This window comes from Lentzea sp. NPDC036949, assembly GCF_055608075.1.
Map to the genome: position 1 here is coordinate 198090 of NZ_JBVJRA010000007.1, position 15334 is coordinate 213423.

Annotated in this window: 18 protein-coding genes; 8 read left to right on the top strand and 10 right to left on the bottom strand. The window is 68.8% G+C overall.

Annotation, left to right across the window (positions count from 1 at the left end):
* Position 1: 1 nt before the first annotated feature.
* From ACZ7CD_RS21280 to trxA, 7 genes are all read right to left on the bottom strand, one after another.
* Entirely contained in the window at positions 2–601 is a 600-nt protein-coding gene (locus ACZ7CD_RS21280; protein WP_360392154.1) for an MBL fold metallo-hydrolase, read from the bottom strand.
* Positions 601–1689, bottom strand: a complete 1089-nt coding sequence (locus ACZ7CD_RS21285; RefSeq protein ID WP_360392151.1) for an S-(hydroxymethyl)mycothiol dehydrogenase — start codon at positions 1687–1689, stop codon at positions 601–603. The genes ACZ7CD_RS21280 and ACZ7CD_RS21285 overlap by 1 nt, the downstream gene beginning before the upstream one ends.
* A gap of 12 nt (positions 1690–1701) precedes the next feature.
* Positions 1702–2220, bottom strand: coding sequence for a VOC family protein (locus ACZ7CD_RS21290; RefSeq protein WP_360392148.1), 519 nt, complete (start codon positions 2218–2220; stop codon positions 1702–1704).
* A 102-nt stretch (positions 2221–2322) separates the two neighbouring features.
* Positions 2323–2592, bottom strand: coding sequence for a DUF4235 domain-containing protein (locus ACZ7CD_RS21295; protein WP_360392146.1), 270 nt, complete (start codon positions 2590–2592; stop codon positions 2323–2325).
* Entirely contained in the window at positions 2589–2876 is a 288-nt protein-coding gene (locus ACZ7CD_RS21300; RefSeq protein ID WP_360392143.1) for a DUF3618 domain-containing protein, read from the bottom strand. The genes ACZ7CD_RS21295 and ACZ7CD_RS21300 overlap by 4 nt, the downstream gene beginning before the upstream one ends.
* Positions 2873–3262, bottom strand: coding sequence for a phage holin family protein (locus ACZ7CD_RS21305; RefSeq protein WP_360392141.1), 390 nt, complete (start codon positions 3260–3262; stop codon positions 2873–2875). The genes ACZ7CD_RS21300 and ACZ7CD_RS21305 overlap by 4 nt, the downstream gene beginning before the upstream one ends.
* A gap of 60 nt (positions 3263–3322) precedes the next feature.
* The gene (trxA, locus tag ACZ7CD_RS21310; RefSeq protein WP_360392139.1) at positions 3323–3691 is read right to left on the bottom strand and encodes a thioredoxin; all 369 of its coding nucleotides are present in this window, start codon (positions 3689–3691) and stop codon (positions 3323–3325) included.
* 186 nt (positions 3692–3877) lie between these two features.
* Here trxA and ACZ7CD_RS21315 point away from each other — a divergent pair, with 186 nt between their 5' ends.
* From ACZ7CD_RS21315 to ACZ7CD_RS21330, 4 genes are read left to right on the top strand one after another with little or no spacing between them, the layout of a single operon-like run.
* A complete protein-coding gene (locus tag ACZ7CD_RS21315) occupies positions 3878–4780 on the top strand; it encodes an ABC transporter substrate-binding protein (protein ID WP_360392136.1) in 903 nt (300 codons plus the stop codon).
* A gap of 10 nt (positions 4781–4790) precedes the next feature.
* Complete coding sequence (locus ACZ7CD_RS21320; protein WP_470379550.1) at positions 4791–5609, top strand: amino acid ABC transporter permease; 819 nt, start codon at positions 4791–4793, stop codon at positions 5607–5609.
* A complete protein-coding gene (locus ACZ7CD_RS21325; RefSeq protein ID WP_470370936.1) occupies positions 5596–6354 on the top strand; it encodes an amino acid ABC transporter ATP-binding protein in 759 nt (252 codons plus the stop codon). The genes ACZ7CD_RS21320 and ACZ7CD_RS21325 overlap by 14 nt, the downstream gene beginning before the upstream one ends.
* The gene (locus ACZ7CD_RS21330; protein ID WP_470379551.1) at positions 6355–8019 is read left to right on the top strand and encodes an aminotransferase class V-fold PLP-dependent enzyme; all 1665 of its coding nucleotides are present in this window, start codon (positions 6355–6357) and stop codon (positions 8017–8019) included.
* A gap of 18 nt (positions 8020–8037) precedes the next feature.
* Here the strand turns inward: ACZ7CD_RS21330 and ACZ7CD_RS21335 are convergent, their stop codons facing one another.
* From ACZ7CD_RS21335 to ACZ7CD_RS21345, 3 genes are read right to left on the bottom strand one after another with little or no spacing between them, the layout of a single operon-like run.
* Positions 8038–8460, bottom strand: a complete 423-nt coding sequence (locus ACZ7CD_RS21335) for an Imm1 family immunity protein (RefSeq protein WP_458431024.1) — start codon at positions 8458–8460, stop codon at positions 8038–8040.
* Positions 8461–8487: 27 nt separating this feature from the next.
* Positions 8488–8670, bottom strand: a complete 183-nt coding sequence (locus tag ACZ7CD_RS21340; RefSeq protein ID WP_470374650.1) for a DUF397 domain-containing protein — start codon at positions 8668–8670, stop codon at positions 8488–8490.
* A complete protein-coding gene (locus tag ACZ7CD_RS21345; RefSeq protein ID WP_470379552.1) occupies positions 8645–9484 on the bottom strand; it encodes a helix-turn-helix domain-containing protein in 840 nt (279 codons plus the stop codon). Before ACZ7CD_RS21345 ends, ACZ7CD_RS21340 begins: the two co-directional genes overlap by 26 nt.
* Before the next feature lie 154 nt (positions 9485–9638).
* On the opposite strand from ACZ7CD_RS21345, the gene ACZ7CD_RS21350 reads away from it, so the two are divergent.
* The 4 genes from ACZ7CD_RS21350 to ACZ7CD_RS21365 all read left to right on the top strand — a co-directional run bounded on the left by ACZ7CD_RS21350 (position 9639) and on the right by ACZ7CD_RS21365 (position 15317).
* On the top strand, positions 9639–11885 hold the full coding sequence (locus tag ACZ7CD_RS21350) for a chitobiase/beta-hexosaminidase C-terminal domain-containing protein (protein ID WP_470379553.1): 2247 nt from the start codon (positions 9639–9641) through the stop codon (positions 11883–11885).
* Positions 11886–12035: 150 nt separating this feature from the next.
* On the top strand, positions 12036–12332 hold the full coding sequence (locus ACZ7CD_RS21355) for a hypothetical protein (protein ID WP_470374649.1): 297 nt from the start codon (positions 12036–12038) through the stop codon (positions 12330–12332).
* Positions 12325–12939, top strand: coding sequence for a DUF6879 family protein (locus ACZ7CD_RS21360; RefSeq protein WP_360392113.1), 615 nt, complete (start codon positions 12325–12327; stop codon positions 12937–12939). The genes ACZ7CD_RS21355 and ACZ7CD_RS21360 overlap by 8 nt, the downstream gene beginning before the upstream one ends.
* Positions 12939–15317: an ATP-binding protein gene (locus tag ACZ7CD_RS21365; protein WP_360392110.1), complete on the top strand. Its 2379-nt coding sequence runs from the start codon at positions 12939–12941 to the stop codon at positions 15315–15317. Before ACZ7CD_RS21360 ends, ACZ7CD_RS21365 begins: the two co-directional genes overlap by 1 nt.
* Positions 15318–15334: the final 17 nt, after the last annotated feature.

Here is a 15334-nt window from a genome sequence, read left to right on the forward strand (position 1 = left end):
GTCAGAAGCGTTCGGCGTCGATCGTGGTGTCCTCGCCGTGGCCGGTGTGCACCACGGTGCCGCCGGGCAGCTCGAAGAGCTTCTCCCGGATCGATCGCTCGATCGTCGGCCGGTCGGAGAACGACCGGCCGGTCGCGCCCGGACCGCCCTGGAACAGCGTGTCACCGGTGAACACCGCGCCCAGCGACGGCACGTAGAAGCACACCGCGCCGGGCGAGTGGCCCGGCGTGTGCAGCACGTGGATCTCCTCGCCGGCCACCGTGAGCACCTGGCCGTCCTGCAACGCCTCGTGCGGGGTGACGCCCGTGTGGGTCAGCTCCCACACGACCCGGTCGGCCTGGTGCAGCGCCAGGGGAGCACCCGTGGCGTGCGCGAGGTCGGGAGCGACCCGCACGTGGTCGTCGTGGGCGTGGGTCAGCAGGATCGCCTTGACCCGGCGGCTGCCGACGACCGCCAGGATCGCGTCCACGTCGTGCGGTGCGTCGATGACGACGCACTCCCTGTCGTCGCCGATCACCCAGACGTTGTTGTCGACGTCGAACGTCTCGCCGTCCAGCGAGAACGTGCCGGACGTGACGGTGTGGTCCACCCGCAGCGCCATCAGAACACCACGACCGATCGCAGCACGTCGCCGTGGTGCATCTTCTCGAACGCGCCCTCGACGCCGTCCAGCGCGATCTCCTCGGTGACGAACGCGTCCAGGTCGAACCGGCCCTGCTGGTAGAGGTCGACCAGCAGCGGGAAGTCCCGCGAGGGCAGGCAGTCGCCGTACCAGGAGGACTTGAGCGACCCGCCGCGCGAGAAGAAGTCGATCAGCGGCATCTCCAGCGTCATGTCCGGCGTCGGGACGCCGACCAGCACGACCGTCCCGGCGAGGTCGCGGGCGTAGAACGCCTGCTTCCACGTCTCCGGGCGGCCGACCGCGTCGATCACCACGTCCGCGCCGAACGAGCCGGTCAGGTCCTGGATCGCCGTCACCACGTCGTCGACCTCGCGGGCGTTGACCGTGTGCGTGGCACCGAAACCCTTGGCCCACTCCAGCTTCCGCGGGTCCGTGTCCACGGCGATGATCTTCGCCGCACCCGCGAGGCGCGCACCGGCGATCGCGCCGTCACCGACACCACCGCAGCCGATCACGGCCACCGAGTCGCCGCGCGTGACACCACCGGTGTTCACCGCCGCGCCCACACCGGCCATGACACCGCAGCCCAGCAGGCCCACGGCCGCGGCCCGCGCGGACGGGTCGACCTTCGTGCACTGTCCCGAGTGGACCAGCGTCTTCTCGGCGAACGCGCCGATGCCCAGCGCGGGCGACAGCTTCGTGCCGTCGGTCAGCGTCATCGGCTGCGTCGCGTTGAACGTCGAGAAGCAGTACCACGGCTTGCCGCGCTTGCACGCACGGCACGTGCCGCAGACCGCGCGCCAGTTGAGCACCACGAAGTCGCCGGGTTCGAGGTCGGCGACGCCCTCGCCCACGGACTCGACGACACCGGCCGCCTCGTGCCCGAGCAGGAACGGGAACTCGTCGTTGATGCCGCCCTCGCGGTAGTGCAGGTCGGTGTGGCAGACGCCGCACGCCTGCACCTTCACCACGGCCTCACCGGGTCCGGGGTCGGGCACCAGCACCGAGGTCAGCTCGACGGGTTGTCCCTTGCCCCTGGCGACGATGCCCTTGACCTCTTGCGCCACTCTGCGACTCCTTCAGTTGACGAGCGTCGAGCCTTCGAACTTGCCCAGCTCTTCCCGGTAGAACTCAATCCCTACACCGTTGGGGTCGCGGATGTACAGGCTGTCCTCGACGCCCCGATCCGGCCCCAGGTACTCGACCCCGTCCTCGTCGAGCTTGGCCTTGATCGCGTCGAACCGCTCCGGCGAGATGGACAGCGCCAGGTGCTGCACGGCGCCGATCGTCTCGGAGAACGGCGGGTGGTCGTGACCGGGGAAGTCGAAGAACCCCAGCAGGTTCTTGCTGCCGAGGTCGAAGAAGAAGTGGCTGGAGCCGCGGTAGTCGCGGTTCTCCACGAGCTCCACGAGCGGGAAGCCGAGGAACTCCTGGTAGAACCGGATCGTCTCCTCGACGTCGCGGCAGATTAGCGCGATGTGGTGGACGCCCTGCGTCGGTGAGCCGCCGCGGTCGGCCAACGGCTTCACGTAGCGTTCGCGCAGCTCGTCGCGCTTGGCCCTGATCGCGTCCAGCTCGGCACCCTCTGGCTGTGGCATGCCGACCAGAGTAGTTGAGGGTTCAAACGCCCGCAGGACCACGACGAGCCGGTCCGCGGGTGGGCGCGGACCGGCTCGTGTCGTGCCGTGGTGGTGCGGTGGTCAGTCTTCCTCGTCACCGGGCCACTTGCCCGTGGCCTTCTGGAAGCCGACGGCGCCACCGCGGTCGATCGCGGCCTTGACCAGGCCGAAGATCGCTCCCTGCAGTGCGGCGGCGAGCAGGACCTCGCGCCAGCGGCGGTCCTTCATGGTCGCGCTGGGCGCTTCCTTGTCGCCGGCGACGACCTTCCAGATCTGCCCGAAGATCGCCGTGGCGGCCATGCCGCCCAGCGCACCGAGCAGCATTCCGAGTGGGCGGTACAGCAGCTTCATCCGTTCCTCCTGGACAGCTTCCAGATGAGGAGCACGAGTGCCATCAGCACCGCTCCGATCGCCAGCGGGTGCTGACGCGCCTTCTGCACCTGCTGCGCCACCGGTTCGGGCAGCGACGCCACGGCCTGGTCGGTCGCCGCGGTCATCCGCACGACCGTCTCGTGCGCCTGCTCCTTCACACGACCCGGCACGTCGACCTTGTGCGCCAACGCCTCCACGGTCTCGCCGAGCTCACGGCGGGTGCGTTCGACGTCCCGCTGCAACTGCTCCCTGGGATCGGTCATCGGTGCGCACTCTCCTTGATCGTCGCGATGTCGCGCTGGACGTTCTCCACCGCCTGCCGCGGCACGGGCGGAGCGGCCTGCTTGACCTGCGAGCGCCCCACCAGCGCCAGGACACCGGCGATCAGGAGGAGCCCGGCGGCGACGATGAGGGCAGCCGCCCACCCGGGCAGCACGAGGGAGAGGGCGAGGACCAGGCCGGCGACGACGCTCAGCCCGCCCCACCACGCGAACACGCCGGCCGCGCCGAACAACCCGGCGCCGACACCGGCGTGCTTGCCCTTGTCCTTGAGCTCGGCGACCGCGAGGCGAATCTCATCGCGTGCGAGCCTGCTCACCTGCTCGGACAGCTGGTTGACCAGCTGTGCGGTCGACGTGTCGGTGTTCATGCGACTCGGCTACCCGGAGTAGCCCCGCGCGAATCACCGACATGGGTGTTTCGCGGGAGGTCAGCCCTGTTCCTGCGCCTGCTTGACCTTCGCGTGGACCTCTTCCATGTCCACGCCGCGGGCCTGCTCGATCAGGTCGTCCAGCGCGTTGCCCGGCAGCGCACCCGGCTGGGCGAACAGCACGACACCCTCGCGCACGATCATCAACGTGGGGATCGACCGGATGCCGAACGTGGCCGCGAGCTCCTGCTGCGCCTCCGTGTCGACCTTGCCGAACACCAGGTCCTCGTGCTTCTCCGACGCCGCCTCGTACGTCGGCGCGAACGCACGGCACGGCCCGCACCACTCGGCCCAGAAGTCGACCAGGACGATGCCGGAACCGCCGACCACCTCGTCGAAGTTCTCCGTGGTCAGCTCGACCGTCGCCATCTGTTCCTCCTCGTAGTTGGCTCGCCCCTCCCAACGCCCCAACCGCCCCCAGAATTCCCGCCCCTCCGGGCACGCGGGGACCCCGCGTGCCCTCTACGAGTACGAAAGCTCCCCGCGTGCACTGGGACAGGCGTGGATTTCAACTTTTTGTGGACGTCTTCAACGGAGCGTTGTAGGTTCCCGGCCATGAAGCCGCGCCTGCTCGTGACCACGCTGCTCGTCGCCACGCTCACCGCGTGTGGCGGCACGTCTGACAACGCGCAGACGACCACCCCGCCGTCCTCGGACCTGTCGAGCGTCCAGAAGGACGACGCGCTCGCCGCGCTCGTGCCCCCGGCCATCGCGCAGACCGGCAAGCTGCGGGTCGGGTCGAACATCCAGAACCCGCCGAACAACTTCTACAAGGAGGACGGCAAGACCCCGCAGGGGTCGGAGGTCGACCTGATCACCGCGATCGCCGCCAAGATCGGGCTCAAGGCCGAGCACAGCGACATGGCATTCAGCTCGCTGATCACGAGCCTGGAGACCGGCCGGGTCGACGTGACGATGGCGGCGATGAACGACACCGCCGAACGTCAGCAGAAGATCGACTTCGTCGACTACTTCACCTCCGGCATCACGATCATGGTGCAGAAGGGCAACCCGCAGGGCGTCAAGGGACCCGACGACCTCTGCGGCAAGGGGGTGGCGGTGAACCTCGGCAGCTCGCAGGAGACGTTCGCCAAGGAGCAGAGCCAGCGCTGCGTCGCCGCGGGCAAGCCCGAGGTGCAGGTCAGCGTCACCGACAGCGACACCGGCAACCAGAACCAGCTGCGCACCGGCCGCGTCGCCGCGATCCTCAACGACCTGCCGACCGCCGTGTACGTCGCCAAGACCGCGGGTGACGGCGCGTTCTTCGAGGTCGTCGAGCTCGCCCCGATCAACGGCGGCCCGTACGGCATCGGCGTGAACAAGCAGAACGCCAAGCTCAGCGAGGCGGTCAAGGGCGCGCTGCAGGCACTGATCGACGACGGCACCTACGCCAAGATCCTCGGCAACTGGGACATCAAGCAGGGTGCGATCGGCAAGGCTGCGATCAATGGCAAGTGACGTCGATCAGATGCACGATCAGAAGCAGGATCATGAGCTCGTCGTCGTCCCGCTGAGCCACCCGTGGCGGTGGGTCAGCGCGGGGATCATCGTCATCATCATCGCCGGCCTGGGCTGGGCGATGGCGGAGGCACAGATCCAGTGGGAGCACGTCCCGGGGTTCTTCACGCACCCCGTCATGCTCGAAGGCCTGGTCAACACCATCGTGCTGGCCATCGCCGCGCAGGGCGGCGCGATCGTGCTCGGCGTGGTGGTCGCGCTGATGCGGCTGAGCACCAACCCGGTCGCACGGTGGTTCGCCATCGGCTACATCTGGCTGTTCCGCGGCCTGCCGGTGCTGCTGCAGATCCTCATCTGGTTCAACCTCGCGCTCGTCTTCCAGAACATCAGCATCCCGATGGTGTTCAGCGTGCCGACGAACGTGGTGATGACCGCGTTCGTGGCGGCGTTGCTGGGGCTGGGGCTGAACGAGAGCGCCTACATGGCCGAGATCGTCCGCGCAGGTCTGTCCAGCGTGGACCCCGGTCAGACCGAGGCGGCCAAGTCGATCGGCATGACGCCGGCGACGACGTTGCGGCGGGTGGTCCTGCCGCAGGCCATGCGCGTGATCATCCCACCGACCGGCAACAACTTCATCAACATGATCAAGGGCACGTCGATGGCGTCGGTGATCGCGTTCCTGGAGCTCATCCACGCCGCGAACAACATCGCCTCGCGCAACCTGGAGATCATGGAGACCCTGTTCGCCGCCGCGGCCTGGTACCTGGTGATGGTGTCGCTGGCGTCGGTCGGGCAGCACTACCTGGAGCGTGCGTATGGCCCTCGTTGAGGCGGTCGATGTCCGCAAGTCGTTCGGTCACACCGAGGTGCTCAAGGGCATCGACCTGGAGGTCGAGCGGGGTGAGGTCGTGTGCCTGCTCGGGCCGTCCGGTGCCGGCAAGTCGACGTTCCTGCGCTGCGTGAACCACCTGGAGACCATCGACGCGGGCCGCATCTGGGTCGACGGCGTGCCGGTCGGGTTCCGCGCGGCCGGCGGCAAGCTGTACGAGCTGAAGGAGCGCGACGTCGCCCGGCAGCGCCGTGACGTGGGCATGGTGTTCCAGCGGTTCAACCTGTTCCCGCACCGCACGGCGCTGGAGAACGTCTTCGAGGGCCCGGTGCACGTGCTCGGCGTCGACCGGGCCACCGCCGTCGCCGAGGCGCGCGACCTGCTGGAACGGGTCGGGCTCGCGGAGAAGGCCGGCGCCTACCCGGCGCAGCTGTCCGGCGGCCAGCAGCAGCGTGTTGCGATCGCCCGCGCGCTGGCGATGAAACCCAAGCTGATGTTGTTCGACGAGCCCACGTCGGCGCTGGACCCCGAGCTCGTCGGGGAGGTGCTCGACGTGATGACCGGTCTCGCCCGCGACGGCATGACGATGATCGTGGTCACCCACGAGATCGGCTTCGCCCGCTCGGTCGCCGACCGCGTGGTGTTCCTCGTCGACGGCGCGGTCGTCGAGTCCGGCACCCCGGCCGACGTGCTCGACAACCCGCAGCAGCCGCGCACGCGGCAGTTCCTCGCAAAGGTGCTCTAGGTGACCAACTCCTCGTACCTCGCCCAGTTCCGCGAACCGGAGGGGTACCTCGACTTCGCCCGCTTCGGCCCCCCGTCGATCCCGGTGGTGGCGGCCACGACCCGGCTGATGGAGCAGGCGTCGCTCGCCGGTCCCGCCACGGTGGACACGCTGATGCGCGAGGAGCAGCGCGTCAAGGCCGCCGCCGCGCGGCTGTGCCGCACCGACACCGACCACGTGGCGCTCGTGCCGAACACGTCGACCGGCCTCTTCCAGGCCGCGTTCGGCCTGACCGGCACCGTCATGTACTCGGCGGCGGAGTTCCCGTCGAACACGTACCCGTGGGTGCGCGCGGGCCTGCCGTCGGTGGTGCTCGACGGCGCGGTGACGGCGTCCTCGGTCGTCGGCGCGCTGACGCCCGAGGTGTCCGCGCTGTCGGTGTCCGCCGTGGACTTCCGCACCGGCTACCGGGCGGACCTGGCGGCGTTGCGCGAGGCCGTCGGCGACCGCCTGCTGATCGTGGACGGCATCCAGGGCTTCGGCGTGGTCGACGAACCGTGGGAGGTGGCCGACGTGCTCGTGGTCGGCGGCCAGAAGTGGCTGCGGGCCGGGTGGAGCACCGGTTTCGTGGTGCTGTCGGACCGCGCGCTGGAACGGCTCCAGCCCGTGCTGTCCGGGTGGACGGGCGCGGTGGACGCGGGCCTGTTCGACAACGCCGTGCACGCCGCGGCCCCCGACGCGGCGGCGTGGAACGTCACCAACCTCTCCCCGGTCGTGTCCGGCGCGTTCGCCGAGGCGCTGGAGCTCGTCGAGCTGGCGGGCGTGAGCGCGCTCGACACCGCCGTCACCGAGGTCGTCGCCGAACTGGAGGAGATCGTGCTGTCGTGCGGCGGCGAGGTCGTCTCCACCCGCGACCGCCGCGCCGGCATCCTGGCGTTCACTACGGCCGAGGCCGCGCCGGTCGTGGGGGAGGCGCTGAAGTCGTTCGGCGTCACCGCCACCGTCCGCCCGGAGCACGTCCGCCTGTCCCCGCACGCCACGACCACCCGCGGCACCCTCGAACGCGTCCGGTCGGCGCTGCGGTCGCTGTCCGGTCCGTCGGTCTCGACCATGCCGGCGGCGCTGTCGGCGCTGGTGCCGACGGTCGACAGCCTTGCCACGGCACTGGGCCCGGACACCGAGGTCGTGGTGCACGACCTGTCCCGGCTGCCGAACTCGATCATCGCGATCGCCGGCTCGCTCACCGGCCGCCAGGTGGGCGGCCCGATGACGGACCTGCTGCTCGGCCTGGTCCGCCGCGGCACGACGACCGACATGCCCGGCTACGAGACCTACGCGCCGGACGGCCGCGCGATCTGGTCGTCGACGACCTTCGTGCGCGACGCGGCCGGGGTGGCGGTGGGCTGCCTGTGCGTCAACAAGCTCGCCGCGCACGAGGCGTCCGGGCCGGTCGAGTCGTTCCCGCAGGACGTGGACACACTCCAACGGGTGCTCGTCGAGAAGGCGATCGCCGACGTCGGGGTGCCGGTCGAGCTGATGAAGAAGGTGCACAAGTCGCAGGTCGTGCGGGTGCTGGACGAGGCGGGGTTCTTCCTGATCCGCGACTCGGTCGACCACCTGGCGAGCGTGCTCGCGGTGACCCGCTACACGATCTACAACTACCTCAACGCGAACCGGGGCACGTGAGGGCTGCCGGCGGGCCGCTCACCACCAGTCCGGAGCGGCCCTCCAGGCGGGCGCGACCGGGCGCTCGCCGCCGGTGGTCATGAACTCGTGGGCGGCCCGGCGCACGACGTCCAGCGGGATCTCGGAGTCGGCCGGGTACTCGGTGTCCGAACTCATCAGGTAGTACAGGACCGGTTCGGCGGAACCCCAGTCGGTTCCGGGCGTTTCCGTGCTGAACCACTTCTGCCCGCCACCGGCGTAGTACAGCGCGCCCCGACCGGCCTGGCCGTGCAGCCCGACGTTGAAGTTCGCGCGGCCGGGGTTCTCGGCCACGTACAGGTCGACGAGCACGCGGCCGTCCCGACCGGCGACGGCGTCCAGCACGGCGTCCAGCTCGGCCGGGGTGCGGACGATCACGGCGTCGTCCTGGTCCTCCTCGTACCAGGCTTCCAGCTCCACCACGGCTCTGTTCTCCGAGGGTGCTCCGTCTCAGCGCGAGCCGACGTGTGCGACCAGCGAGCGCCAAGCGGGGGTCGAGAACGTGAGCACGTCGCCGCTCACGTTCTTCGAGTCCCGCACCAGCGCGTTGTGGTCGAGCGACACGTCGACACAGGCGCTGCTGTCACCGCCGGTGCTGTAGCTGCTCTTACGCCAGATCCGTTCCCGCGCCATCAGATTCCCCTCGAAGTCGGCTGATGTACTCCATCAGCTTGCGCTTCGATTGTTCCTGATCCAAGGCGAGCGCTTCCAGTCGCTGGAACAGGTGGGTGGCGACCTCGACCGCGGGCTCGTCCTGGGCGAACACCTGGGCCATCTCGGTGTCGGTGTAGACCAGCGCAGGGGCCTTCTCGAACTCCATCAGCGCACAACCCGCTGTCAGCACGATGGCGTCATCCGGCACGATCCGCACGATGTAGGTGTTGAACAGCAGCTGCAGGTACTGGTCCTCCATGATCCGGTCGTCGCCGACGTGGGTCCGCAGCGCGCGTTCGAGGACGTAGATGCGAACGTCCGGCCTTCTGGCACGCCGGAGGATCGTCTGCCGCTCCATCCGCACTTTCACCCGCGCGGCGACCTTCTCCGGCGGGATCAGCCCTGCGTTGCGGTACAGCGCATCGGCGTACTCGGCTGTCTGGACGAGACCAGGGGCGGTGCTGGTCTCCACCCAGGTGATCTTCGTGGCCAGCGACTCGGCCATCATGAGCGTGCGCAGGTTCTCCGGCATCTGGGCGAAGTACGGGTCGAAGGCGTGCCGGTACCGGGCCTGAAAAGCCTCGATGTACTCCAGGTCCTTGCCGCACACCGTCAGGTACTGGATGATGTCGCCCGCGCTCGCGTGCGCCTTCCCGTGTTCGATGGTGGAGACCTTGCTCGGGTCCCAGCCGAGCCGGTTCGCCATGGCGCGGCCGTGCAGCGACGTGCTCGTCTCCCGGATGAGGCGCAGCTCGTTGCCGAGGTCACGGCTGTACGCGGTGGAGTAGGTCATGGCCTCCGACGCTATTGCTTGAAGTCGTTTCAAGGTACGGACCCGTTCGGGTGGAAACGGCGCTTGTCCCGCGGACCCGCGCCGTTTACCGTCATCAGGTGTGAGAGCGCTCTCAAAGACGAGATTGCAGGCCGGCTTCGCTGCCGTTGCCGTTGTGCTGGCTTCATTAGCCGCGTCCGACACCGCTTCGGCGGCGGCGGACTACACGCAGAACGTGACGTCCGTCAGCACGTCCGAGGCGAGGATCAACTTCACGCCGACGACGCCCGCTCTGTACGTGGACGTCCACTACCTGATCACCAACACGCCCCAGCAGAACTTCCGGATGACCAACAACGGCGGGACGTGGCAGAAGTCCGTCGGGTCGCTGTCGGCGGGCACGGTGGTCGAGTACTGGTTCACCTACGAGAAGAGCGGCCCCCAGTACGACACGCCGCACTTCACCTACACGCACGGCAGCACGCAGGCACCGGTCGCCACTCCCACGTTCAGCCCACCGGGCGGCGCCTACACGTCCGGGCAGACGGTGACGATCTCCACCGCCACCTCCGGCGCGACCATCCGGTACACAGTGGACGGTTCGACGCCGACGGCGTCCTCCCCGGTCTACAGCGGGCCGATCTCGGTGCCGAACTCCAGGACCATCAACGCGATCGGCATCAAGTCCGGGCTCGCGAACTCGTCCGTGGGCAGCGCCACCTACACCATCGGCACGCAGCAGGGTTGCGTGCAGTCCAACACGCCGAACTTCGGGCCGAACACCCGGATCTTCGACCCGAGCATGTCGGCGGCGAGCATCCAGACGCAGCTGGACGCGGACTTCAACATGCAAAAAGACACGCTGACGGCGCAGATGGCGCCGCGGCGGGTCGCGCACCTGTTCAAGCCGGGCACGTACAACGTCCACGACGACGTCGGCTACTACACGTCCGTCGCGGGTCTGGGCCGCAACCCCGGTGACGTGGTCATCAACGGCGACATCACCGTGGACGCGTTCAACGAGTCCGACCAGGGCGTGGCGCTGCAGAACTTCTGGCGCTCGGCCGAGAACATGGCCGTGAACCCCAGCAACGGCACCAACCGCTGGGCCGTCGCACAAGCCGCGCCGTTCCGCCGCATGGACATCCGCGGCAACCTGGCGCTCTACCCGGCCTCCTACGGCTTCGCGTCCGGTGGCTACACCGCCGACACGCGCGTGTCCGGGCAGACGGCGTCGGTGTCGCAGCAGCAGTGGTACACCCGCGACTCCAACTACGGCAGCTGGAACGGCGGCGTGTGGAACATGGTGTTCTCCGGGACGCCCGGCGCTCCGGCGACCACGTTCCCGAACCCGCCGTCGACGACCCTCGCGACCACGCCGGTCTCGCGCGACGTGCCGTACCTGTACTTCGAGAACGGTGCCTACCGGGTGTTCCTGCCCTCGTTGCGCACCAACGCCTCCGGTGCGTCGTGGATCAACGGCGGCACGCCCGGTTCGTCGTTGCCGATGAGCCAGTTCTACGTCGTCAAGTCCGGTGACACCGCCTCGACGATCAACGCGGCGCTGGCCCAGGGCTGCAACCTGTTCTTCACGCCCGGCATCTACAACGTCAACCAGACGCTGCAGATCACCCGGCCGAACACCGTCGTGCTCGGCATCGGGTACGCGACGATCGTGCCGCAGAACGGCGTCACGGCCATGCAGGTCGCCGACGTCGACGGCGTGCGGATCAAGGGCGTCCTGTTCGACGCCGGCACGACCCTGTCGCAGTCGCTGCTGACCGTCGGCACACCCGGCTCGTCGGCCTCGCACTCGGCGAACCCGATCACGTTGCAGGACGTGTTCTTCCGCGTCGGCGGCGCCATCGCCGGCAAGGCCACGAACAGCCTCGTCGTCAACAGCAACGACACGATCATCGACCACACCTGGGTCTGGCGCGCCGACCACGGCAACGCCGGCACCTACGGGTGGAACGAGGCCATCGGCGACACCGGTGTCGTCGTCAACGGCAACAACGTGCTGGCCACCGGCCTGTTCGTCGAGCACTACCAGAAGTACCAGGTCATCTGGAATGGCAACAACGGGCGGACGATCTTCTTCCAGAACGAGATGCCCTACGACGTGCCGAACCAGGCGGTGTGGAACTCGCCGAACGGCCTGGCCGGCTACGCGGCCTACAAGGTCGCGGACAACGTGACCACGCACGAGGCGTGGGGGCTCGGCAGCTACTGCTTCTTCAACGTCAACCCGTCGGTGCGGGCCCACCACGCGTTCGAGGTGCCCAACCGGTCCGGGGTGCGGCTGCACAACCTGCTGACCGTGTCGCTCAACTACAAGGGGACCATCACACACGTGGTCAACGAGACGGGAGGGGTGACGCCGCCGGGAACCGTGCCGGTGAACGTCGTCAACTACCCGTAGGCGCTCGATCATGCAAACGGCCCGTCACCTTCGTGACGGGCCGTTCGCTATTGAGGTTCATACGATCGGTGGAAGAACGGCTTCGTGGTTCCGATGTTTTCGGTGCTAACCTTGATTCTCTTACGTTTGGGGAGAAAGGACATTCTTGTTATGTCCACAAACATATGGCAACCGAATCCGTCGGCTGACTTTTCCCGGCGCTGGGGAATCGCACCGCAGGAACCGGGCAGCGGCGGTGAGTCCGACGAAGCCGCCAGCGGTGGTGAGTCCAAGTGCCCTGACATCTGGGAGCTCGACAACGGCGACGTCGCGGTCATCGGCCGCGACCTCACCCCGGAGTACGCGGGGCGCCTGCCGGACGGCGTCAGCGTCGGCGCGGACGAGCGGCTCGTCGTGCTGCCGCGGGGAATGGTGATCGCGGCGAAGGCGGACATCCCCGATGCATGACCTGTTCGGTGGTGCGGAAGGCGAGCTGCTGCTCGGAGACGCATACCTCGACGACTTCGACCGGCGCTTCTGGAACAGCGGCCGGTCCGGCTTCTGGAAGCTCGAACGGCTGCAGCACTTCGAGGAGCCGGGGGACGACAGCTGGGAGGCGTTCCACGAGGGCGACTGGCACCGGTCCCTCGCGCTCCTGGACGAACGCAGGCCGGCTCTGCGTGCGCATTACGCGAAGATCGAGAACGCGGGGTTCGTCACCTCCCGAGTGCGAATAGTGGAGCATCCGCTGACGGACTACCTGAGGTGGGAACTGCACCTGCTCCGCGTCAGGGATCAGCTCGGCGGCCCTACTCGGATCCTGCTCCGGCAGGAGGTCGCGCGCTTCGAGGAAAAGAGCCTGCTGCCCGAGCTGATCACCTTGGGCGACGACGTGATGTACGAGATCCTTTATGAGGAGAACGGGCGTCTGCGGGGCGCAGTGCTCTACACGGGTGCCTCTCCGGTGCTCCGTTGTCGCGAGTTCATCACACGGCTGTACGAGAAGGCGGAACCGATCAGCACGTACTTCGCACGTGAGGTCGAGTCGTTGGGGCCACCGCTGCGGAGCCGGTGATGGAGCCGGACGACCGGCTTCAGCCGAGCTCCTCGGTCTCCGGGTCCGCCGCCGACGTGGTGCAGGCGAGGGATGTCGAAGGCGGCATCCACTTCCACGGTCCGCGCGACCACGAACGGCCGTTGCCGCGGCCGAACCAGCTGCCCGGTGGCACGAGCGGGTTCGTGAATCGACTGCACGAGCTCGCCCGGCTCGACGAGGTGCTGGAGCAGGCCGACGAGGAACCGGTCGCCGTCTACCTGATCACCGGCACGGCCGGTGTCGGCAAGACGTCGCTCGCACTGCACTGGGCGCACAGCGTCCGGCACCGGTTCCCGGACGGCCAGCTCTACGTCAACCTCCGCGGCTACGACCCCGGCGCGCCGGTGACGGCCGAGCAGGCGCTGGAACGGTTCCTGCGGGGGCTCGGCGTGCCGGCCACAACGATTCCGGTCGCCCTGGAGGACCGGTCGGCGTTGTTCCGCTCGCTGCTCGCCGACCGGCGCGTGCTGGTCGTCCTGGACAACGCGGCGAGTCCCGGCCAGGTGCGGCCGCTGCTGCCCGGCAGCTCCACGTGCCTGGTCCTGATCACCAGCCGCAACCGCTTCTCCGGGCTGGTGGCCCGCGACGGTGCTCGGCGGCTCGTGCTCGACATGCTCTCCGAGGAGGAGGCGGTTCGGTTGCTGCGCACGGTCACCAGCGGCTACCGGCGCGACGACGACACGACCGACCTGGTCGAGCTGGCGAGGCTGTGCGCGCGGCTGCCCCTGGCGTTGCGCATCGCCGCGGAACGCGCGTCGAGCCGTCCGCTGATGATGCTGAACGAACTGATCGACGATCTGCGCGACGAGTCGGCGCTGTGGGACGCGCTGACCGCCGACCAGGACGACGAGTCGGATGCCGTGCGGACCGTCTTCGCCTGGTCCTACCGGGCTTTGCACGCGGATGCCGCCCGGTTGTTCCGGCTGCTCGGACTCCACCCCGGAGCGGAGTTCGGCGTCACCGCGGCGGCCGCGCTCGGCGGCCTCGGTCTGTCCGAGACCAGGAAGTTGCTCGACGTGCTGATCGGCGCGCACATGCTGGAACAGCACGCGCCGAACCGGTTCCAGTTCCACGACCTGTTGCGCATCTACGCGGCACAACAGGCGTTCCACCATGAAGATGCCGCTGCCAGAAGGGACGCCGTGGACCGGGGACTGAGCTGGTACCTCCACACGTTGTCGAACGCGACAGCGGTCATCGCACCACTCGACCGGCGCGTCGTCCTGACACCCTTGCCCGCGAACACGACTCCTGTGTCCTTTTCGGACCGGGGCGAGGCGTTCGACTGGTACGAACGTGAGCGGGCGAACCTCGTCGCCGCCGTCCGCACCGCCGTCTCGGCCGGCCGGGACGACGTCGCGTGGCGGCTGCCGGTGCTGTTGCGCAGCATCTACGTCAGCCGCAACCCGTTCGAGGACTGGATCGAGACCAGCTCCGCCGGGCTGGCGGCCGCGGAGCGGATCGGCGACCTGGCAGCCCAGGGCGAGGTGCTCGACAGCCTCGGCAAGGCCTACCTCCAGTCGCAGCAGCTGGAGCGCGCCGAGGAATGTCATTCGCGGGCACTGGCCCTCCGCGCGGAGAGCGGCGACCGCTACGGGGAGATGGTGTCGGTCAACGCCCTCGGACTGCTCGAGTGGCGCCGCCGAAGGCTCACTCCTGCCATCGAGCGCTTCCGGCAGTGCCTGGAGATCGCTCAAGAGCTCGGTGACCGCCGCTGGCAGGCACTGGCGATGACCAACCTGGGCGGTGCCAGCTACGACCTCGCGGAGCTCCCGGCCGCGGTCGACGCCCTCGGCCGTTCCGTGCAGACCTACCGGGACCTCGGCGACCGTGCCTACGAGGGGAACGCGTGGTTCCTGCTGGCCGCGGCCCAGCGGGAGAACGGCGAGCTCGACGCGGCGGCGGAGTCGATCGGGCGAGCGCTCGCCATCGCCGAACAGGACCACCACGTCGCCTGGGAGGCGTACTGGCTGACCGAGTTGGGCCGAATCCAGCGTGCCAGGGGAGAGGTGGCCGACTCCCTGGTCTCCTACCAGCGGTCCGCGGTGGCGCAGCGGCAGCTCGGTGACCGCAACCGGGAAGCAGAGGCGCTCGACGGCACCGGTGAGGCCTACCGGGAACTGGGCAGGCCGGACGAGGCGGAGAAGTTCCACCGGACCGCCGTGACCGCCTTCCGGGACACCGGCGACCGGTGGATGCTCGCGTGCGCACTCACCAACCTGACCCTCGCACTCAGGGAGTCCGAACAGCCGGGCCAGGCAGCCGCCACCGAACAGGAAGCGCTCGCGGTCTTGGCGGAGTTCGACGAACCGCGGGCGCGGCAGCTCGTCGCGACGCTCCGGAGCTCGAACCGATGACCTGACTTCGCGTGACG